21 protein-coding genes and 1 tRNA gene are annotated in these 18,784 nt (G+C 68.0%); 14 read left to right on the forward strand and 8 right to left on the reverse strand.

Features of this window, described 5'->3' with window-relative positions:
* The first annotated feature begins 536 nt into the window (after positions 1–536).
* The 6 genes from QSJ59_RS21985 (at position 537) to QSJ59_RS22010 (ending at position 4,780) form a co-directional block, all read left to right on the forward strand.
* Positions 537–609: transfer RNA gene (locus QSJ59_RS21985), tRNA-Lys, on the forward strand.
* A 405-nt stretch (positions 610–1,014) separates the two neighbouring features.
* Positions 1,015–1,326, forward strand: a complete 312-nt coding sequence (locus QSJ59_RS21990) for a PadR family transcriptional regulator (RefSeq protein WP_285761636.1) — start codon at positions 1,015–1,017, stop codon at positions 1,324–1,326.
* A gap of 49 nt (positions 1,327–1,375) precedes the next feature.
* Positions 1,376–1,906 (forward strand): HAAS signaling domain-containing protein, encoded by a 531-nt coding sequence (locus tag QSJ59_RS21995; RefSeq protein ID WP_285761637.1) that lies wholly within the window; start codon positions 1,376–1,378, stop codon positions 1,904–1,906.
* Positions 1,907–1,993: 87 nt separating this feature from the next.
* Positions 1,994–2,242 (forward strand): PLDc N-terminal domain-containing protein, encoded by a 249-nt coding sequence (locus QSJ59_RS22000; RefSeq protein ID WP_285761638.1) that lies wholly within the window; start codon positions 1,994–1,996, stop codon positions 2,240–2,242.
* Between the two features lie 895 nt (positions 2,243–3,137).
* Positions 3,138–3,839 (forward strand): thiamine pyrophosphate-dependent enzyme, encoded by a 702-nt coding sequence (locus QSJ59_RS22005; protein ID WP_285761639.1) that lies wholly within the window; start codon positions 3,138–3,140, stop codon positions 3,837–3,839.
* Positions 3,839–4,780: a transketolase family protein gene (locus QSJ59_RS22010; RefSeq protein WP_285761640.1), complete on the forward strand. Its 942-nt coding sequence runs from the start codon at positions 3,839–3,841 to the stop codon at positions 4,778–4,780. Before QSJ59_RS22005 ends, QSJ59_RS22010 begins: the two co-directional genes overlap by 1 nt.
* Before the next feature lie 603 nt (positions 4,781–5,383).
* On the opposite strand, the gene QSJ59_RS22015 is transcribed toward QSJ59_RS22010, so the two are convergent.
* The gene (locus QSJ59_RS22015) at positions 5,384–6,313 is read right to left on the reverse strand and encodes a ferritin-like domain-containing protein (protein ID WP_285761641.1); all 930 of its coding nucleotides are present in this window, start codon (positions 6,311–6,313) and stop codon (positions 5,384–5,386) included.
* Positions 6,314–6,664: 351 nt separating this feature from the next.
* On the opposite strand from QSJ59_RS22015, the gene QSJ59_RS22020 reads away from it, so the two are divergent.
* The 4 genes from QSJ59_RS22020 (at position 6,665) to QSJ59_RS22035 (ending at position 9,657) form a co-directional block, all read left to right on the forward strand.
* Positions 6,665–7,708 carry a DUF5954 family protein gene (locus QSJ59_RS22020; protein WP_285761642.1) on the forward strand — a complete coding sequence of 348 codons (1,044 nt, stop codon included), beginning with the start codon at positions 6,665–6,667 and terminating at the stop codon, positions 7,706–7,708.
* 360 nt (positions 7,709–8,068) lie between these two features.
* On the forward strand, positions 8,069–8,413 hold the full coding sequence (locus tag QSJ59_RS22025) for an ArsR/SmtB family transcription factor (protein WP_285761643.1): 345 nt from the start codon (positions 8,069–8,071) through the stop codon (positions 8,411–8,413).
* Complete coding sequence (locus QSJ59_RS22030; RefSeq protein WP_285761644.1) at positions 8,410–8,901, forward strand: SRPBCC family protein; 492 nt, start codon at positions 8,410–8,412, stop codon at positions 8,899–8,901. The genes QSJ59_RS22025 and QSJ59_RS22030 overlap by 4 nt, the downstream gene beginning before the upstream one ends.
* A 153-nt stretch (positions 8,902–9,054) precedes the next feature.
* Positions 9,055–9,657: an HD domain-containing protein gene (locus tag QSJ59_RS22035; RefSeq protein ID WP_285761645.1), complete on the forward strand. Its 603-nt coding sequence runs from the start codon at positions 9,055–9,057 to the stop codon at positions 9,655–9,657.
* Between the two features lie 93 nt (positions 9,658–9,750).
* Here the strand turns inward: QSJ59_RS22035 and QSJ59_RS22040 are convergent, their stop codons facing one another.
* A complete protein-coding gene (locus tag QSJ59_RS22040) occupies positions 9,751–10,905 on the reverse strand; it encodes an MFS transporter (protein WP_285761646.1) in 1,155 nt (384 codons plus the stop codon).
* A 71-nt stretch (positions 10,906–10,976) separates the two neighbouring features.
* Between QSJ59_RS22040 and QSJ59_RS22045 the strand changes: the two genes are divergently transcribed.
* Positions 10,977–11,732, forward strand: a complete 756-nt coding sequence (locus QSJ59_RS22045; protein WP_285761647.1) for an alpha/beta fold hydrolase — start codon at positions 10,977–10,979, stop codon at positions 11,730–11,732.
* Here the strand turns inward: QSJ59_RS22045 and QSJ59_RS22050 are convergent.
* From QSJ59_RS22050 to QSJ59_RS22065, 5 genes are all read right to left on the reverse strand, one after another.
* Positions 11,729–12,175, reverse strand: coding sequence for a hypothetical protein (locus QSJ59_RS22050; protein WP_285761648.1), 447 nt, complete (start codon positions 12,173–12,175; stop codon positions 11,729–11,731). The two genes, QSJ59_RS22045 and QSJ59_RS22050, sit on opposite strands and share 4 nt — an antisense overlap.
* An 82-nt stretch (positions 12,176–12,257) precedes the next feature.
* Positions 12,258–12,452 carry a sigma factor-like helix-turn-helix DNA-binding protein gene (locus tag QSJ59_RS22055; RefSeq protein WP_285761649.1) on the reverse strand — a complete coding sequence of 65 codons (195 nt, stop codon included), beginning with the start codon at positions 12,450–12,452 and terminating at the stop codon, positions 12,258–12,260.
* A 439-nt stretch (positions 12,453–12,891) separates the two neighbouring features.
* Entirely contained in the window at positions 12,892–13,590 is a 699-nt protein-coding gene (locus QSJ59_RS22060) for a carbonic anhydrase (protein WP_285761650.1), read from the reverse strand.
* A gap of 484 nt (positions 13,591–14,074) precedes the next feature.
* Positions 14,075–14,242 carry an Rv1352/Rv1906c domain-containing protein gene (locus QSJ59_RS24435; protein WP_490247823.1) on the reverse strand — a complete coding sequence of 56 codons (168 nt, stop codon included), beginning with the start codon at positions 14,240–14,242 and terminating at the stop codon, positions 14,075–14,077.
* 139 nt (positions 14,243–14,381) lie between these two features.
* Positions 14,382–15,161, reverse strand: a complete 780-nt coding sequence (locus QSJ59_RS22065; RefSeq protein WP_432707521.1) for an NAD(P)H-dependent oxidoreductase — start codon at positions 15,159–15,161, stop codon at positions 14,382–14,384.
* 641 nt (positions 15,162–15,802) lie between these two features.
* Here QSJ59_RS22065 and QSJ59_RS22070 point away from each other — a divergent pair.
* The 3 genes from QSJ59_RS22070 to QSJ59_RS22080 all read left to right on the forward strand — a co-directional run bounded on the left by QSJ59_RS22070 (position 15,803) and on the right by QSJ59_RS22080 (position 17,675).
* Entirely contained in the window at positions 15,803–16,204 is a 402-nt protein-coding gene (locus tag QSJ59_RS22070; RefSeq protein ID WP_285761651.1) for a hypothetical protein, read from the forward strand.
* A 194-nt stretch (positions 16,205–16,398) separates the two neighbouring features.
* Positions 16,399–16,728 carry a hypothetical protein gene (locus tag QSJ59_RS22075; RefSeq protein WP_285761652.1) on the forward strand — a complete coding sequence of 110 codons (330 nt, stop codon included), beginning with the start codon at positions 16,399–16,401 and terminating at the stop codon, positions 16,726–16,728.
* A gap of 467 nt (positions 16,729–17,195) precedes the next feature.
* The gene (locus QSJ59_RS22080) at positions 17,196–17,675 is read left to right on the forward strand and encodes a hypothetical protein (RefSeq protein WP_285761653.1); all 480 of its coding nucleotides are present in this window, start codon (positions 17,196–17,198) and stop codon (positions 17,673–17,675) included.
* A 96-nt stretch (positions 17,676–17,771) separates the two neighbouring features.
* Here the strand turns inward: QSJ59_RS22080 and QSJ59_RS22085 are convergent, their stop codons facing one another.
* The gene (locus QSJ59_RS22085) at positions 17,772–18,713 is read right to left on the reverse strand and encodes a glycine betaine ABC transporter substrate-binding protein (RefSeq protein ID WP_285761654.1); all 942 of its coding nucleotides are present in this window, start codon (positions 18,711–18,713) and stop codon (positions 17,772–17,774) included.
* Positions 18,714–18,784: the final 71 nt, after the last annotated feature.

Here is an 18,784-nt window from a genome sequence, read left to right on the forward strand (position 1 = left end):
GTCCTGGCCCGGATACGGCCCGGACGGCTGGTTGGGAGGCTGCTCAGGGGGGTTGCTCATGCACCAAATCATGCCCGCTCGGAACACAACGGCACATGGGGACTTGTACTCAACTCGCGACCCGTTCCGGCCACTGGCTGGGGTTTGTTGGGGCCCTTCCGGCCGAGGGGCGACGGCGGTCCTTGTGCCGTGTGGTGGACCGACTCGGGTCGGGTCGGGAGACGGACGATACCGGCCGATCCCTCGGAGGGCCGACGGACTTTCCGGGGCGTTCCCGGCCGAAACGCCGAAGGGCGGGAAGCGGCGTCCCCGGTTCGTCGGCCGACGATCACGCTCCCACAGCACGGTGGTGGAAACGGCTTACGACCCCGGAGACCGGCGTCCTGCCGTCGACGCGCCGGACCGACAATCCCCGCATCCCGAGGCGGCACCGCCGGGTGGCTACTATGGGCCGAATCCTCCGCTGTGCAACAGTCGTGCGGCTCGGGTAAAGTAGCCGCTGTGTGCGAAACCCTTGCCTGATCAGAGTCTCGTACGGGCCATTAGCTCAATCGGCAGAGCAGCGGACTTTTAATCCGCGGGTTCAGGGTTCGATCCCCTGGTGGCCCACCCCAAATCCCCAGGCCAGTCCAGTTCCACTGGAAACTGAGCCTGGGTTTTTTGCGTCTCGGGCCCCTCACCTGCCACCGGGCGTACGACCGGTCGTCCCCGTGGGCACGCCCCCTCGACGGTGAAACACCCGATTTCGGACCCCGCCCTCCTGCCCGGCAGCCGTTGCGCTACGACCGGCCCGTCAGCCCCCGTTCGGCGTGGCCCTGTCCGGCCCACCTCTCCACGGCCCGCATCAGCGGTATCCCGGAAAACCAGCACGGCGCGGAGTCTGCGCTGCTCAAACCCCCTGCAACCGGTGAACGCGACGAGCGTCGACACAATTCTCCCGACGAAACACTTGCAAGGTACCTTGCATTGCATGGTACTTTGTTGTGCATGGTTAAAGATCCTCCACGCAAGACAATGAGCCAGCTACGACGCGGAACCGTGGGCTTCTGTGTACTGGCGCTGCTCAACGCACGCGAGCACTACGCCGTGGAACTCGTCCGCGAACTCGCCGCGCACCAGGCCCTGGCCGCCGGCCAGGGAACGATCTACCCACTGCTGTCGCGTCTGCGCAGCGACGGCCTGGTCGCCACCCACTGGAAGGAGTCGCCCAACGGCCCACCCCGGCGCTACTACTCCCTCACCGACGAGGGACGGGGGTCGCTGGAACTCTTCCGCAGCGAATGGACCCAGTTCAGCGACGCCGTGGACACCCTCATGAAGACCTAGGAGGCCCCATATGACCACCATCACACCGCACACGACAAGGAGCAGTCAGATGGAACAGACCGACAACGCCCACGTCCAGCGCTACCTCCAACGCCTGCGCGACGCATCCACCGACCTGCCCGCCGGCACCCGCAACGAACTCCTGGACAACGTCCGCACCCACCTGGCCGAGACCACCACCGGAGCCGACGAGGTGCAGATCCGCAACGCCCTCGACGAACTGGGCACCCCCGAGGAAATCGCCGCCGCCGCGCGCACCGAGACCAACCCCCGCACCCCCGGTGAACGCCTCTACGACATCGCCACCGTGCTCACCCTCCTCGCGGGCGGATTCGTCGCCCCCTTCCTGGGCTGGATCGCCGGCGTCGTACTGCTCTGGAACGGCCCCCGCTGGAACGTCACCCAGAAGATCATCGGCACCCTGGCCTGGCCCGCCACCGCCACCCTGACCCTGGGCACCGTCGTCACCCTCAACTTCGTCAACCACCCCGCCGTCTTCCTCATGGCCGTCCTCGCGATGATCATCCTGATCGCGGTCTGCGTCCACCTACTCGTCGCCGCCGCCCGCACCCGGAACTGACCACCCCAAACCACCCACCCGCCCCCGCCCGAACTCCAACGACGACGCCACCCTCGCGTTTCACACCCAACGCAAAGGAGCGCACCCGTGCTTGTCACCTCACTCACCTCCACCGCCCCCGCCGAAACCCTCCTCCCCCTCCTTCTCATGGCGGGATCCCTGGCGATCTCCGCAGCCGTGATCATCCTGATCATCGCCGCCCTGATCAGCATCCTGGGCTCGCAGGTGAGCGGCGGAATGAAGGTGGTGTGGATCATCTTCATCATCTGCGCACCCCTGATCGGAGCCCTGCTGTGGTTCTTCATCGGCCGCCAACAGGTCAGCTTCAGCAGATAAGGACCGCCGTCGAGGAACGAGCCGGTCGGCCATGGGGCCGACCGGCCCTCGGCTCTTCGCAACCGGGACCGGGACGGAGAGGCACCGCTTCCATAGACCGTGCCCCGCCCGGGAGGCCCGCTGCTCATCCTCGCCGTGCAACAAAATCCCGAACCAGACGGCCTTGTCCCCAGGCGTGGGACACGAGCCCCAACACGGGGCTCGGCGTACGCGCGGACTCCGGCCAGCACCCGGACCTGTTGTGGGCGCTGCACGGGATCGGGCCGGCATGGGGATCGTGACGCCGCTGGAGATCGGGGCGGCCGAGGTCCGCGACGGGTCTTCGCGTTCGCGGCCGTGGTCCACGGCGCCACCCGAACCGTTGACCATCTGTGACACGGGGGCCCACTCGTCGGGAACAGCCCCCTCCCCCTGACGGCTTTCCTCCCCTCGTCCCCGCACGAGGAGCGAACCCGGCGATCGCCCAGGCCCTCATCGGCCGGGCCGCGCTCGTCGAGTACCTCACCCCGAAAGGCCGCGGGCTCGCCGACCGCGACGCTGTGCGACGGCGACATCCCGGGCGCACGGGTGCGGGCGATCGTCAGAACGGTGAACGACGCCGATCCGGTGGCCACCGCGTACGCGCACCGCAGTCAGAACTTCGCGGTCCTCCACCGGGTCCTCCCAAAGCGACCCCGGACCGGTTGCGAGACGTCGAGACGGTGTACGTCCCCGATCACGTTTTCCGCCCGAACTTCCCGTTCCCTCCGTGCACACCGGCGTTCGATCCCGTTCGGCCCCTCGGGGCGGGTGACCCGCCCCGACCGGTGCGCCGGATGGGGAAGCGGGATCTTCGCCCGACCGACCGCAAGCGGACAGTTGACCTCAACCATGCTTGAGGTTGCACGATCGATCCATGAGACCAACAGTACGAACGGCTCGGGGCTACGACGATCTCCCCGCCCTGCTGACCCTGATGACAGGGGACGAGAAGCACGATGCCAGCGCCACCTCCACGCTGGAGGCGATCTGGGTGCTCTACGACCGGGTGCTGCGCGTCGACCCGGCCCGGCCCGATGCCCCGGAACGTGATCGTTTCCTGCTCTCCAAGGGGCACGGACCGATGGCCTACTACGCGGTTCTCGCCGCGAAGGGCTTCATCGGCCCGGACGACCTGCGCGACTTCGGTTCGCTGGACTCGATCCTGGGTTACCACCCCGACAGGGTCCTCGTCCCCGGTGTCGAGATCGGCTCGGGATCGCTGGGGCACGGGCTCGGTCTGGCCGTGGGTACCGCCTTGGGGCTTCGGACCACCGGGCATCCGGACGCGCGTGTCGTCGTCATGACCGGCGACGCGGAACTGGAGGAGGGCAGCAACATCGAGGCGATCCAGTACGCGGCCCGCGCCGGGTTGCACCGGCTCACCGCGGTCGTCATCGACAACTCTTCCGCGTCCCTGGGCTGGCCGGGCGGAATCGCCTCCCGGTTCGCCGTTGAGGGCTGGTCGACGGTCGACGTCGACGGCCGGGATCCCATCGCCCTGGAAAGGGCCTTCACCACCGCCCCCGGCGACCGCCCACACGCGGTGGTCGCCCACGTCGAGCCGAAGGACTCCTGATGAGCACCATGATCGAGACGGCCGCGGCGACGGCCGCCGAGAACCAGCGCGACCGCTTCTACCGCTTGCTCCCGCACCTGCTCGCCGAGGACGACCGACTCGTGGCGGTGCTCGCCGAGATCGGTGTCGGCTATCTGGACCCGACAACGGTGGCCCCGGTCGCCGATCGTGTCGTCAACGTGGGCATCCGCGAACAGTTGATGGTGGGCGTCGCGGGCGGACTGGCACTCGCCGGCCTGCGACCGATCGTGCACACCTTCGCGCCGTTCTTGCTCGAAAGGCCGTTCGAGCAGGTCAAACTGGACCTGGGGCATCAGGACGTCGGAGCCGTCCTCGTCAGCGCCGGAGCATCCTACGACTGGCCGGAGGGCGGGGAGACCCACTTCGGCCACCGCGACGTGGCGCTGCTGGACCTGCTGGCCAACTGGACCGTGCACGTACCCGGCCACCCGGACGAGGCCGAGGCCCTGCTGCGCGGCGCAGCGCACGGCAGTGGCCGGGTCTACCTGCGATTGGCGGCCGAGGGCAACGCCCGTGCGCTGGACACCGGCGACGGACGGATGCGGGTGCTGCGCCGGGGGACCCGCGGGACGGTGATCGCTGTGGGCCCGATGGCCGACCGTACCCTCGCCGCGACCACCGATCTGGACGTCACCGTGCTCTATGCGGCCACGGTCCGCCCGTTCGACGACGAGACGCTCCGCGCGACACTGGACGCACCGGACGTGGTACTGGTCGAGCCCTACCTGCGCGACACTTCGTCGGCCCAGGTGTCCCGAGCGCTACGGGGGGTGCGGCATCGGGTGGTGGGACTCGGCGTGGGACAGCAGGAGCTGCGTCGCTACGGCACCGCGCACCAGCACGACAGCCTGCACGGGCTCGACGAGGAAGGATTGCGCCGTGCGATCGCGGGGTTCCTGCTCGACGGCCGCCACCACTGATCATGGCCGCGTGCGCCCGCCCCTGCCCGGGGCGGGAAGCGGCAGGCATCGGATTGCCTGCGGGGACGGGCGCACCCCACGGAGCACCCACTCTGCGGGGGTGCGCCCGCCTTCCCCGTCGAGGACGGACGGGGCCGAAGGACGCGCCTGCACGGACCTGCGGGCGCGTCGGAACCCGGCCGGGGCCCGGCCTCGCACACTCCTTTTCCTCCCGGGTGGAAATGATTGTCCGGGGCCGCCTACCGTTTCGGGTTCCATCACCAATTCGCCGCCGAAGACCGAACGGATTGGTCGGGAAGCAGCGGTTCTTGCCCGTCGTCGAAATTCTTACCGTCCCCTGCCTCTTTCGTCGGGACACCGCAAACAGCACGTCCACCAGGCACGGGAGCTCTCCACCGGGGAAAGTCGAACCAGTTGAATGAATAAGATTCATCAGCGGAATTCTCGGCACGGAAAAGCCGATTCCCCGCCCTTGGAGCAGAGCGACGGATTCCCCGGTCGACCACCGGAACCGGCGGGAAGAATTTGTTTGAAACGCCGCGAGGGGCGGGGCCGCGCCGAACCGGCCGCCACCCCGCCCCCACGGTTGCTCCTCCCCTGCCCCTACCGGGTGCTGTCGGCGCTCTCCCGGATCTCACCGTTCACGCCCTGCGGGAAGAACCCGCCCGCCGTCGCCTTCTTCGGGGTCAGGTAGACGACGTTGAGCACCTGACCGGCGCTGCGGCTGAACGCCAGGCCGTTGCCGTCGGTGGGCACGACATTGGCCCGCCCGCTGCCGTCGACGACTCCCTGGTCGAGATCGGTACGCCCGTCGAGGCTGTCGCGGGCATCGGAGATCTTCACCGAGGGCACCGTCAGTCCTCGGGCCAGCAGCGTGGTGCGAATGTTGGCCGCGTGGTAGGCCTCGACCGCCAACAGGCCGGCTGCGGCCTCCAGGAACACCTTGTTGTTGACGAGTGGTGCCGCGCCTTTGTAGGCGGTCACGCCGACATCCTCGAAGACGTAGGCCGCCAGCAGGAAGTTGTCCTCATTGGCGTAGGCATCGAACCTCTCCCCCGGCTTGACGAGTCCGGCGGCCAGCGCGGCAGCGGTGAACGCGGCATCGATGTCGATTCGCGGACGCGACACGGCAGCCGAGCCCAACGCTTCACGCAGGAACGCGACGTGCGCCCTCTCGTCGTTGGCGATCTCCCGGGCGTACTCGCGGACCAACTTGGTCGTGAACTTCACCTGGCGTCCGCCCGAGACGGCGCCGGGGCGGCCCCTGCCGCCCACGAGGTTCCCGGGCAATCCGGCACCGGTGACGGCCTTGAGGTAGAACTCGGCTTCGAGGTACTCCAAGTTCAGGGCGAAGTTGAGGACGGCCGCATCACTGGGCCCCTTCGTGGTGTCGGCCATGGCGGCGGCGGGCAACAGGGTGACCGCTGCGGTACCCATCCCCGCTGCACTGGCGGCACGGAAGAACCGGCGCCGGTCAACACCGTTCTCGGAGCTCCGGTTGATCGCGTTCGTGATGAAGAACTTGTTGAACACTGCGCCTCTCCTGGACCATCTGTCAGCATGCGTGTGCTTCTCGCGGCTTGGGCCGGCTCCGGGAGGGGCAGCGTGGGGTCACGCAGGTGGGTGTCCTTGCACCCGTGGAAGCACCATGCAGGCCACATGATATTGCTCAGAGTGATCAAGCGATTACCTTAAGCACAAACGTTTTTTACCGTGTCCCCCCAAGCCCAGGGATCAGGTGCTGGAAAGCCTGCTCAACAGGGGAATCGGCCATACGGCCGGCGCGACCACGTGGCGCGCCCCCGCGTTTTCGTCCCCGCGAACACGGCGCATCAGTACCCGAACCACCTGACAGGGGGTCGGCGATCCAGAAGTATTGGGGGCATGGACGACGGTGACGACCCAGCTGCGCCACGCACTCCCGCGCCCCCCGACCGCCGCCCCGGCGAGGAGCCGGTGGACATGCGGATCCTTTTCCCCCTCTACCAGCCCGCACAAGAAGTGGGCGGCCGGTGGGCGACCCGCACCTATCCCGGCAACAATCCCCAAGAGGGCCGCGACTCCCTGGCCCACCACTTCCTCAAACAGAGCCACGAGGTGGAGCGCGACCCCGGCCGCAAACGCGAGTTCACCGATGCCGCCAATCTGCTCGACTGGGAGGCCCACGACGAACTTCTCGTCCTCGGCCACCGCTACCGGGTGGTCCGCATCGAACGCTACGTGCGGTTCGTCGACGACGAGCCCGACCTGCCCCTCCCGACCGAGCCGGCGGCGCCGTTCGCACCCCCTGAGAACGAATCGGTGCGCAGCGCCATGAACTACGGCATCGACCTGACCGCGGACACCAAACTGGAGTCCGATCCGGACGCCGTGCGCGCTGCGGTATGCGGACTGGTTCCAGCGGGCGGCCCGGTTCCTCGCGAGGTCACCGAGGACGCCTTGGTGCGCCACCTCGCCTACCCGGAGGTCGTCGTACTGCCTCCGGACTTCCAACCGATGGTGAATCGCGTGGACGACCGCGCGTGGCATCCGTTCGGGGACAGCTGGACCGTTCCCGAGGAAGCACGCGAGTTCCTGCTACGGCATCTAGAACACCGGAGCCGCAAGGACGACGAGTGGAACGCCGACAGCACCCCGGAGGAACGGAACGCCTACCGAAAAGCCCTGGAGAGCTGCGGGGCCGAGGGACCGGGCGACTCGATCGACGTGCTGCCGCTGCGTTATCGGATCGCCCGGGTGATCCGGGTCGTACGCGTCGGATTCGACGGCCCCGAGCCGCCCCGGGACAGCGACCCCGATCCCTATCAGCCTCCGGCCGCACAGCAGCAGGAGGCCCGGGAGCAGGGGCTGTTGGACGATTACGACGAGGGCCCGCCCCCGCGCCCGGGCAGGGCGGCGCGCCGGTTCCTCCCCGGGGACCGGACGTGAGCCGCTGCGGCATCCGCGGGGTCGACCGGCCGCCGGCCGCACCACGTGCGCCCTGCCGCCGAGGCTCTCCTCGATCGTTCGGGCCGGTTCCACGAATCGGGCACGGCCCCTGGCGTCGGGACGGCTGACGGCTTCCTCTCCGAGGCGGGCCCGTGCCCGGTCGACACGGCTCTTCAGGTCCCGCTCCACCCGGGCCGACGACACGTTGGCCGTCCGACGGCCCAGATCCGAGCGGGTACGGGTGGCCGGCAACACACATACGCCCCGGCCGTCGAAGCTCCCACGGCTTGACTCCCCCACTGGGCGGGGGTATCGTCGAATTGTAGTCAACTAAATGGTTGATAAAAGAAAAGGTTGACAATGCGATCCGACGAGTCCGACGACCGACTCAATCGGGCCTTCCTGGCACTGGCCGACCCGGTGCGGCGGGCCATGATCGCGCGACTGTCCCGCGGACCGGCCACCGTGAACGAACTCGCGGAGCCGTTCTCGATCAGCAAACAGGCCGTGTCCAAACACGTGCAGGTGCTCGAAGCCGCCGGACTGATCACCCGGTCGCGCGACGCACAGCGCCGCCCCTGCCACCTGGTCCCCGAGACGCTCGAAGCGCTCACCGCCTGGATCGACGCCTACCGGCTCACCGCCGAGCGGCAGTTCCGCCGACTCGACTCGGTACTGGACACTCTCAAGGAGACAGAACGATGACCGACAAGCCCGTCACCATCACCGCACGGCCCGATGTTCCGTTCATCGACGTGGTGCGCGAGTTCGACGCCCCCGTTGCCAGCGTCTACCGGGCCTACACCGACCCGGAACTGGTCGTGCGCTGGCTGGGCCCCCGCGAACTGACCATGAAGCTGACCGAGTTCGACGTACGCGAGGGCGGTTCGTGGTCCTACACCCACTACGACCCCGAGGGCAACGGCTACGACTTCCGGGGCGTCTTCCACAGCGTCGTCCCTGACGAACGTCTGGTGCAGACGTTCGAGTTCGGGGGCGCTCCCGGGCATGTCAGCCTCGACTCGGCGACCTTCGAGGACATCGGCGGCAACCGCACCCGGCTTGTCACGCACTCGGTGTTCCAGTCCGTCGAGGACCGCGACGCGATGGTCGCGGGCGACATGGAACGCGGCGTGACCGACTCCATGAACCGGCTCGCCGAGGTGCTCGCCGGCACCGCGAAAGCGGGATGAACGCGAAGGACACCACTATCGAAGGGGCCCGTTCGGCGCGGGTGTCGGACGCCACGGCCGGCCGGCATCCGCACCGAACGGCTTTTCCGGGACAGACGGCGCGAAGTCATCTACGCTCTAACGACGTCCAACCGGCGTCGAGAAGGAGCGGAAATGGCGGATGAGACCGAGTTCTCCCAGCTGGCCGGGTTCCTCTACGAGACCGGGCTCATGAAGCGCTACAAGCGCACCGGATGGCACATCGCCGGGATCAACAACCCCGAGAGCATCGCCGACCACAGCTTTCGCGCGGGTGTCATCGCCGCCGCACTCGCCGCACTCGAAGGAGCCGACCCCGACCGCGCAGCACTCCTGGCCCTGTTCCACGACACCCAGGAGACCCGGATCACCGACATCCCTTACGTCGCCAAACGCTACCTCTCGGCGACATCCAACGAGGAGGTGACGGCCGACCAGGTCAGCGGTCTTCCCGCGGCGGTGGCCGACATGGTCGGCCGGGTAGTGGGCGAGTACGAGGCCAAGGAGTCCCTGGAAGCGCGCTGTGCGCGCGACGCCGACAAGCTGGAGTGCCTGTTGCAGGCGGTGGAGTACCGTGCCCAGGGAAACACCAACACCCAGTCCTGGATCGACACGTCCCTGGCCGCGCTACAGACCACCTCGGCCAAACGCCTCGCCGAAGAAGCCCTGCGCGCCGACTCCCTGGACTGGATGCACACCGCCCTGGAACGTCCCGTCCTCCCCGGAAAGAGCGGATGAGCGGCCCTCACCACCACCGGCAGCGCAGCTGAACTTCGGGGCGAAGAAGTGCCGGACCCGAGGCGGCTTCGGGGCTGCGCCGGGCTGTCCTCGTCACCGGTTCGACCGTGTGGAGACCACGCGTCCCAACGTGAGGACCAGGACCAGTCCCGCCACCCCGGCGGCGGCGACCACCCGGTGCGGGGCGAAGAACTCCGCAGCGGCCCCCGCAGCGGCGAACCCCAGCCCCTGGGCGAGCATCAATCCGGCCGAGGCCAGCGCCAGGACGCGTCCGCGCGCGTCATCGGGGATGGCATCCAGGATTCGCCGGTCCAGGCCGAGCAGATAACCGAACCCCGTCCCCGACACCACCAGCAGCACAGCTATGACCGTGGCCCCCGGGTCGAGGAGGAACAACGGCAGGGGGGCAAAGACCACGAGCGCCATGGGCACCGTGCACCGATCTCTGAGTCGCGCGCCGAACAGGACGCCCACGAGCAGGTTGCCGAGGATCATTCCGGTGGGCCACGCGCAGAGCAGTATCCCCGTCAGGGCCGGCCCGCCGCCCATGCGGCCGACGAAGGCGACCACCAGCGCTTCCGGGGCGACCGCCAACGCCGGAGGCAGCCAAGCGAACAACAGCAGACAGCGCAGGAGTGGGAGCCGAAACGCGGTCGCCACGCCCGCGACCGAGTGTCCGACGATGGAGCCCCCGCCGGTGGAGGCACTGTTTCGCGCGGGTCGGGCGCGCACGCCCAGTCTCAGGACCAGGCCGGAGGCCGCCATCGCGCCCGCCGCGACCAGCAGGGCGGTCGTGGTCGGGACGAGGGTCAACAGCATCCCGCCGAAAGCGAACCCGGCGATCTGCGCGGTCTGTACGGCGATCCGCAGCAGGGCACGGCCCAGTGGGTAGCCCCCACCGGGCAGGAGGTCGGGCAGCGCGGCGGCTCTGGCCCCCTGGAAGATCGGCGCGATGGTCCCGTTGACCATCAGGAGCAGCAGCAGAACCAGGAACGGCAGGCCCGGCACCGCCATGCACGCCAGGAAACCGGCGCTCACGCACTGGGTGGCCACCATCACCGGACGGACCGGAAAACGATCGGCGACGGCACCGAGCAGCACTGCGCCGAGGAGGTAGGGGACGAAGCCCAGCGCGAAGACCAGCGCCGACGGTAAGGGCGAGTGGGTCCGCTGGTAGATCAGTACCGACAGGGTCGACTGGGCGGCGACCTGGGCCAGGATCGCCGCCGGCCGAGGCGGACGCACCACCTCGCAACGCCCTGGGCCGCCGCGTTCCCTAGCATTGGAGTCACGTGCACCCCGGCGAGAGGACTCCCCCGTTGTATGTTGACGAGAGCGGCACCCCAGGCCGGCCGGGTCTGCTGTTCGTCCACGGTGGTGGTGTCGCCGGCTGGATGTGGGAACACCAGCGCGCGCATTTCTCCGCCGACCACCATGTGCTGGTCCCCGACCTCCCGGGACACGGCAGGAGCGCGGAACAGGCGTACACGTCCAACCGCGCCGCAGCCGAAGCGCTCGCAGAACTGATCGCGCAGCGCACCGACGGGGGGCGCGCCTCCGTCGTGGGCTTCTCGATCGGCGCCCAGGTCACGATCGAACTGGTGAGCCGGTTTCCCCACCTGGTGAACAGTGCCGTGATCGTGAGTGCGCTCGCCCGACCGGTGCGGGTCGGCCCTCTTCTGCCGGGGCTGATGGCGGTGACCGCGCCGTTGGCGCGCAATCGCCTTTTCGCGCGGGCCCAGGCCCGCGCCCTCCGGCTCCCCGACGAACGGTTTGAGGACTACTTCCGCGATTCACGGGCGATGAGCCGGCCGACACTGGCCGCGATCGGTCGGGAGAACTTCTCTTTCCGCATCCCCGAGGAGTGGGACGTCCAACACGTACCGTCGCTGATCATGGCCGGCGACCGCGAACCGAAGGCGCTGCTGGACTCCGTCCGCGAACTGCACCGGCGAGCGGCCGACAGCGAGCTCTACGTCGCGCCCGGTCTCGGGCACGGCATCCCGCTCCAGACCCCGGACGACTTCAACGCCCGTGTGCGGACCTGGCTCGACCGTGGTCGAAGAGTCGCCTAGGGGCGGTCTGTCCGGTCCTCGGGGCGGGGTACCGGATCAGCGCGTGGTAAGAAAGGGAACCCCTCGTCGCCGGGGGGACCACGCCTCTTCGGCGCCTGGTCGATCAACTTCTCGGCACGGACCCGGTCGATGAGGACCTGGAGGGGGTTGTCGCCGCGTTCCTCGTCCCACACCGCGATGAGACCGTCGACGACGGTGATGCGAACCGCTCGGCCGATGATCTTCCCGGCGCGCCGACCCACCCTGCGGATCCGTACCCGCTCGGCCTCTCCGCAGGCGATCACCGTGGCTCCGTGGGTCCGCAGCTCTTCGGCGACGGCTTGTGCGTGTTCCTCGAAACGATCGGCTTCTTCGCGCTGGCGATGCTCATGGCGTTTTCGCCGTTCCCTGACGGTGCGGGCCGACTCGATCGGGCGAACGTTGTCCGGAACGTCATCGATCATGTTCAAAAGCCTGCAATCAGGGGGCGTACCGCCCCCGTTGTCGACGAATGTCTCGGTGCGACCGGAAGTAAAGCCGTGTGGTTCAGGTCGTGACGACCAGTTCGGCATGAAGTCGGCTGAGCGTGTGCTCGATGATCTGGCGGACGTCCTCTTCGGGGACGCCGACTGCGGCCGAGATCTCGGCCTGGGTCTTCTGACCGAAGAAGCACAGCAGGAGAATTCGGCGCTCCTGGGCGCTGAACAGGGACAATGCGCTTTGGAGCGCTTCGCGGGTCATCGCCTGGGAAAACGGGTTCGGACCGGTTTCCCCGACACGCCGGTCCCCTGACTGTCGGGTTCCGGCGGTGTGTGCGGGCCGTGCGGTGATCCTCGTGCCCAAGGTTGTCATGTGGAGATGTCCTCTCTTCACTTGGCGGATCGGCTGTCAAGTGGAAAGAGACGGACTTCTTCACCGTTACCGCGCCGTGTGCACCGACACCGCGGCTGGTCGCCGTGGGGTCTGCACTCCGGAGCCGGGTTTCCCATCGGGCAGCGCCTTGGTGCTGCTGACCGCCCTGCCCGGCACGGGGGCGGCCAAACACCCTGCTCCCGATGGCATCCGATCGGTTGCCGGTGAACACGGCGGGGTCGGTCACACCAGAGCGGACTCCCGAGCCGTGGGCGAAGCGCCCCGAACCGTTTCGGCGCTCCGGTTCGGGGCGCGCTGACGGACTTTCCTAGTCGAGGAAGCGGACCTCGGAACTGTCCAATTCGTAGCGGGCGGCGACGACGCGCAGCTCACCGCTATCGACGTGCCCGACGAGGTCGGGATCAAAACGCAGGGTCTCGGCGATGTGGAGGGCGTTGGCGGAGACACAGGCGTCGACGAAGTCTTCTCCGTCGTCGGGGGTGGCATCGACCACGGGCAGGATCTGCTCGACGAGGTAGCCGATGTGGCCCTCGGGCAGCTCGCCTCCGCGGTGGGTCTCGACCGCCGCGGTGACGGCACCGCAGCCGGCATGGCCCAGAACCACGATGAGGGGGATGTGCAGGTGCTCGACGCCGTAGCTGATGCTGCCGAGGACCGATTCGTCGAGGACCTGGCCGGCCGAGCGAATACTGAAGAGGTCGCCCAGACCGCGGTCGAATACGAGTTCGGCGGGTACGCGTGAGTCCGCGCAGCCGAGGACGAGGGCGAAAGGATTCTGGCCGGAGAGCACCTGGCCGCGGCGGCGCGCGCCTTCATTGGGGTGCTTCTGCTCGAAACGCCGCCACCGGCGGTTGCCCTGCTTCAACAGTTTCAGGGCGGCGTCGGCGTCAGGGGCGTGCACGGGGGCGAGGGGAGCGGCGGCGGCTGCGGTCGCCGCTCCGCCGAACAGAAGTCCGGTACCGCTGACGATGGAAGCACGTAAAGCGGTACGCCGTGAAATTGCCATGGAGGTTCCCAATCCAGCCACACAAATGGGGGCAGAAGACACAAAAACGAGGAAACCATAGACCTAAGCCTCTTGACTTTGCAATAAATTTCATGACTTGAGATTTTTTGTAACTGAATAGATGTCTTGGCACTAATGAAAACCGTTTGCGAGGTATTGCTTCCGCAGTGGCCAAAGGGGTGGGACACGACTCCTCGGCCAGGACTGTCACCGGGGACGGCAGAGCCGGTGCGGATCGGGTGTCTTGGACTCATGGGACTGAACCCGGCACTCGGTGGGCGTCTGCGCCGCATCCCCACCGTGCGCCAACTCGCCCGCCCCGTCAGACGGGACGGCCCGGAGTGCTTTGCCCTCTGTCGCGAGGTATAGCGGGACCTGCGATCAGACACCCCTGAGAAGATTCCCGCTGTGAAGGCCGAAGAGGGACGCCGAAGAAATTCCAGGTAGAGGACTTCGCCTGCTCCTTGAGTTAGCCGGCCCTCTTCTAGAACCTGAACCCACGGCTGGTGAACTGGCCATCGGAGGACGAGATAGTCACGGTGACGCTCTGCGCAGAGGTGACGAAGTCGTTGGCGATGATGTCACCGGAGGTGGCTGTGCGTTCCCAGTAGGCATTGCTGCGGGTGGTGTCGGAGGGGCAGTGGCGGTGCAGGTGAGTGGCTCATTGCGCATCGGCGGAAACAGAGAATCCCGTACGCCCACCGCTGTGTGCCCGGCTTCGGTCAGGACTCCGGCGCCGAGGCCGTCCGTACCATCGCAGCCGCGGTGCAGAACGGCCTCGGCACACTGCTTCACGTGCGGTGGGCGCCGAGGCCCGTCACCCCCGGCGCCAGGTGGGGGAGCAGCACGAGGTCGGCGTCGTAGTCTCCTCGGTTCTGATAGCGATAGGGGATCGGCTCTGCGGTCGAAAGCGTGCGGAGCCGGTCGCGCAGTTCAGCGGTGATGGCCTCGTAACCGGTGACGGAGAGGCGATCCGCGCCGTGGACGGCGAATGGCGGAAGCACCGACATCCCGCTGTACCAGAGCGTGCCGTGCTGCAACGGGAACAGCAGTTCTTCCAGTTCTCCGTTGACCCCGCGAGGGCCGACACTGCTCGCACGGGCGCCAAGGGTCACCAGGACCAACGCACGCTTACCGGCCAACGTGCCGTCTCCGTAGCGCAGGATCCGACCGTCGGGCCCCGGCTCGGTGACGCCGTAGGCGAAGCCCTTGACGAAGACACGGTCGAACCAGCCTTTGAGCATGGCGGGCATGCCGTACCACCACAGCGGGAACTGCACCACCAGGGTGTCGGCCCATTCGATCTTGGCCTGTTCGGCGCGGATGTCGGCGCTCAACCCGCCCGACGCGTGCGCGTTCTGGGACTCCGTCCCCACGACCAGCCGCTCGCGCGGGTCGTGTCCGAAGTCGCCGCTGTCGACGACCGGGTTCCACTTCATGGCGTAGAGGTCGGACAGGCATGTCTCGTGACCGTGTTCCCGCAGTGTCCGGAGGCCTTCGTCGCGCAGCGATCCACCCAACGAGCGTTGCTCCGGGTGGGCGAAAACCCATAGCACCTTCACGCCGTTCACCTCTTTGTCCTTGTTGTCGTCCGGCACCGCTGACCCTGCGGGGAAGCGGCCGGCCCGTGAAAACGATCATGCTGGGCCGGGCACGTCCGAACCAGTGGCCGGGAAGCCAGCATGGAAAAGAATCGGGCCACCCGCGCGACTGGCAGGGGACACCGGGTGTGCCCCTGGACGGCTCGCACACGGCCGATGCCGGCACGGACACGCCCGTTTCGGGCGCGTGGCGAACCGCAGCGAGCATCCGCTGTTGCGCCGTCGCCGCTCGCCACCGCTGTTGCCCCCTGGGAGCTGCTCTTTCCCGCCGGCACCGGGCATGCTCCCGTGCGGCGACCCGCCGGGCACATCGGCTGCGCAATCGGGGAAGACTGGAAAGGGGTCCGGATGGGCAATGATGTCGGTGCGCCACCGAAACCGCGTGGACGTTTCTTCGGAGCACTGCCGCAACCGTGCCCGCCAACGCTAGGAGAGCCCCGGTGTATCCACCGCCTTCCGACCGACCCTCCGGCCCGCAGGGGCAACCGCAGTACCCTGGACCGCCGCCGGAATATGCGGGATACGGGCCCTACCAGGGATACCCGGGGTACGGGGGATCCGGGGCACGGCCGGGCTATCAGCCCGTACCGACGAGTATGCCGGGCGCGTCGGTGGCAGTACGCGTGCTCATGATCATCGCCGCTGTGATCGGTTTCCTGATCGCCGCGTTCTGCGTCTTCCTCATCAGCGTGCCCGAAGCGGTGGAAGGCATGAAGGCCTCCGCCCGGGGCCAGGGGTATGCCGTCAGCGAAGGAGCCATCACCGGGATCGTGGGGGCCGTGATCGGTGTCGTCGCCGGCTACTCGCTGATCTCGCTCGTCCTGGCGCTGCTTCTGGGCAGACGCTCCCTCGGCGTGTACTGGACCGTCATGGCCTTCCAGATCCTGATAGCGCTGTTCGGGCTGCTTCTCGTCGTGGGAGGCGGGTACGGCAGCATCGTCTTCGTCCTCTTCGCCGCGCTACTGATCGGGTTGCTCAGCCCACGAAGCGTCCGGGACTACTACCGCGGCTGAGCGAACACCGCCCCAAAACAACCGAAAGCCCTCCATTTCACAGGAACCGCACGCCCGCAACACCGTCATGACGGTGCTTGGGCCGCTCAACCTCCGAAGCACCCGGGGAAGGCGGGCAAACGTCCCCGGTCGATATCGACCGGGACCGGCCGACCCACTTGTCGGCTTTCGATCCCGCACTCACCGTGGGAGCCATGGGAGCACACCGTGTCGAAGAGGCATCCGAAGACGCGGCCAGGCCGTTGTGGGTCCGCCTGTGCCGAGTCCTGAACAGGGAACGGGTCTGCGCGGTAGCCGACTGCATCGCACTCACCGACCCCGGCATCGGGCACTGCCCGACCCATCTGCGGGACCTTCGTGCAGATCTGGGCCCCTACCGCTGCGCCGAACCGACGTGCGTGCAGTCGCGGGTCACGGGAGACGAGCTGTGCGCGGCGCACGGGGAAGCCGCGTTCATCGACTCCTGTTCGCTGCCCGTCCAAGGAACCCGATGGAACAGTCGCCCCGGGCCGTTGCAGCGGTGACTCCCCGGTAGGGATCCGGGTCCCCATCGCCCGGGCACCAGGCGTCGGGGCCGGCAGCGGACCCCCGGTTCCCACAGCTTTCCCCTCCCCGGTTCCCGCGCTGCGAAAGCTGTGGGAACCGATAGGCTTCGAGCGGCGATCGCCACCTATTTCCCGTTACCCCCGCACCAACCGGGCGTCTGGACGATTGTCGTGTGTCCCGGGTGCCACCGCGGGGACTCCCGGTCTGCGACGGCCTGGCCGGTTCCCCCGAACACCCGTCCACCCGACAGCGCCCGCAACGGGTGCGACCACGCCATTCGTCCTCGCGCCCCGGACCTCAAGGCCCGATCGGCAACGCCCCCCGCGCGCGAGGCACAATCGACAGGGGCCACGCACAACCCGCGCGTCGGAGAGCGGAGCAGGGCCGTACGAGGCTCCTCGTCATCCGCTGTCCGCCCGGGAAGAACACGAAAGAGGCATGTCCCGTGACCGAAACGGTTCGCCTGGTCTGCCCACTGGGCCGCAAGCACGTGGAACTGTGGGGCGGAGCCCTGTTGGCCGTCCTGGGCATCGTGGTGATCGTGGCCGGACTCACCAACTGGGCGGCGGTGGTGCTGGGCTCCCTGGCCGTCGTCGGCGGAGCAGTACTGGTGTGGCACGGCTCCCGTTTCAAAGCACCGGTCCTCCAGGCGGACGCCACGGAGTTCCGCTACACGTGGGGACGCTACGTCGTGCGCATCCCCTTCAACGACATCGGTTCCTACTACGTATTGCCCGGTCGTAGCCGATCGCTGGGCCTGTGCGACTCCACAGGGCGGCCGTGGACCTTCCCCTCGGTGGAGGGCCGCCGCGCGGGACGCCCCTACCTACCGTTGAGCAGCCTCACCTCCCCGGCGAAGGTGGACGCGTTCATGAGCAGTGCGGGCATCCCTCCGCGCGACCGTTCGATCTCGTCGGGCGGCTGAACCACGACACGTCGACCGACTTCGGATACGCAAGCGGGGCCGCCTCCTGGAAAGGAGACGGCCCCGCTTCGGCTATCCGGGATGCGTATGCCCGTATCAGTAGTCGAGCTCGGCACCGGCGTCACCGAGCGTGCGCTCGATGAACTCGGGGTTGGCGGCCAGCCACTCGCGGGCGCCGGCCTCCGGGTCGCTCTCGTGGTCGACCAGGACGGCCTGCTCGAGGTCGCCCAGCTCGTCGTCGTTGAGCTGGAAGTCCGACAGCCAGCCGGCCAGCTCCGGGTAGTCGGCGCCGAAGCCGTCGCGGCCCACCATGTGGATCTTCTCGGCCTCGCCCATCGCGCCCTCGGGGTCTTCGAGGTCCTTGAGGTCGTACTGGGCGTAGGCGATGTGCGGACGCCACAGGGTGACGACGATGGGCTTCTCGTCGGCGATCGCGGAGTCGAGCTCGGCGAGCATCGCCGCGGTCGAGGACTCCAGAAGGTCGTAGTCCTCGAGGCCGTAGGTGGGGATGGCCTCTTCCCGCACCGTGCGCATGAGACCGGACCCCGCTTCGATGCCCACGATCCGGCTGTCGAAGAGGTCGGCGTCGTCGGCGAGGTCCGCGATCGAGTTCACGTCCTCCACGTAGGAGGGCACGGTGACGGTGAGCGTGGCGTTGTCGTACCAGTAGCCGAGGTCTTCGAGCTGGTCGCCGTACTCGTCCCAGTAGTCGGAGTGCGTCTGGGGCAGCCAGGTGTCCAGGAAGAGGTCGATGTCGCCGTTGGCGACGCCCTGGTACATGGGGGCGACGTCGACGTCGGTGATGGTGACGTCGTAGCCCAGGTCCTCCAGGACGACCTTCCACATGTTGGTGGAGGCGATGGCCTCTTCCCAGGGGATGAGCGCGATGTTGATGGACTTGTTGTCCGCGTCGGAGCCGCCCTCGTCGCCGCCGCCGGCCAGGTCGCTGCCGCCACCGCAGGCCGTCGCCAAGAGGGTCAGCGAGGCAAGCCCTGCTGCGATGGAGGTTGCCCGTCCGGTACGCCTGAAGAATGTCACGGTTGTTCTTCCCTTTCTCTGCCGGTTTCCCGTTCCCGTGCGGCAAGGAACGGATCGTTCGTATATCGAGG

It is taken from the genome of Nocardiopsis ansamitocini (assembly GCF_030268225.1).
Classification (GTDB): Bacteria; Actinomycetota; Actinomycetes; order Streptosporangiales; family Streptosporangiaceae; genus Nocardiopsis_D; species Nocardiopsis_D ansamitocini.

Bases quoted from the DNA above. Each gene is read 5' to 3' on its own strand.
- QSJ59_RS21995 (WP_285761637.1), top strand. From the start codon at position 1,376: ATGGAACAGACCGACAACGCCCACGTCCAGCGCTACCTCCAACGCCTG.
- QSJ59_RS22020 (WP_285761642.1), top strand. From the start codon at position 6,665: ATGGACGACGGTGACGACCCAGCTGCGCCACGCACTCCCGCGCCCCCC.
- QSJ59_RS22060 (WP_285761650.1), bottom strand. From the start codon at position 13,590: ATGGCAATTTCACGGCGTACCGCTTTACGTGCTTCCATCGTCAGCGGT.
- QSJ59_RS22050 (WP_285761648.1), bottom strand. From the start codon at position 12,175: ATGATCGATGACGTTCCGGACAACGTTCGCCCGATCGAGTCGGCCCGC.
- QSJ59_RS22030 (WP_285761644.1), top strand. From the start codon at position 8,410: ATGACCGACAAGCCCGTCACCATCACCGCACGGCCCGATGTTCCGTTC.
- QSJ59_RS22075 (WP_285761652.1), top strand. From the start codon at position 16,399: ATGGGAGCACACCGTGTCGAAGAGGCATCCGAAGACGCGGCCAGGCCG.
- QSJ59_RS22005 (WP_285761639.1), top strand. From the start codon at position 3,138: ATGAGACCAACAGTACGAACGGCTCGGGGCTACGACGATCTCCCCGCC.
- QSJ59_RS22035 (WP_285761645.1), top strand. From the start codon at position 9,055: ATGGCGGATGAGACCGAGTTCTCCCAGCTGGCCGGGTTCCTCTACGAG.
- QSJ59_RS21990 (WP_285761636.1), top strand. From the start codon at position 1,015: ATGAGCCAGCTACGACGCGGAACCGTGGGCTTCTGTGTACTGGCGCTG.
- QSJ59_RS22025 (WP_285761643.1), top strand. From the start codon at position 8,069: ATGCGATCCGACGAGTCCGACGACCGACTCAATCGGGCCTTCCTGGCA.
- QSJ59_RS22055 (WP_285761649.1), bottom strand. From the start codon at position 12,452: ATGACCCGCGAAGCGCTCCAAAGCGCATTGTCCCTGTTCAGCGCCCAG.
- QSJ59_RS22010 (WP_285761640.1), top strand. From the start codon at position 3,839: ATGAGCACCATGATCGAGACGGCCGCGGCGACGGCCGCCGAGAACCAG.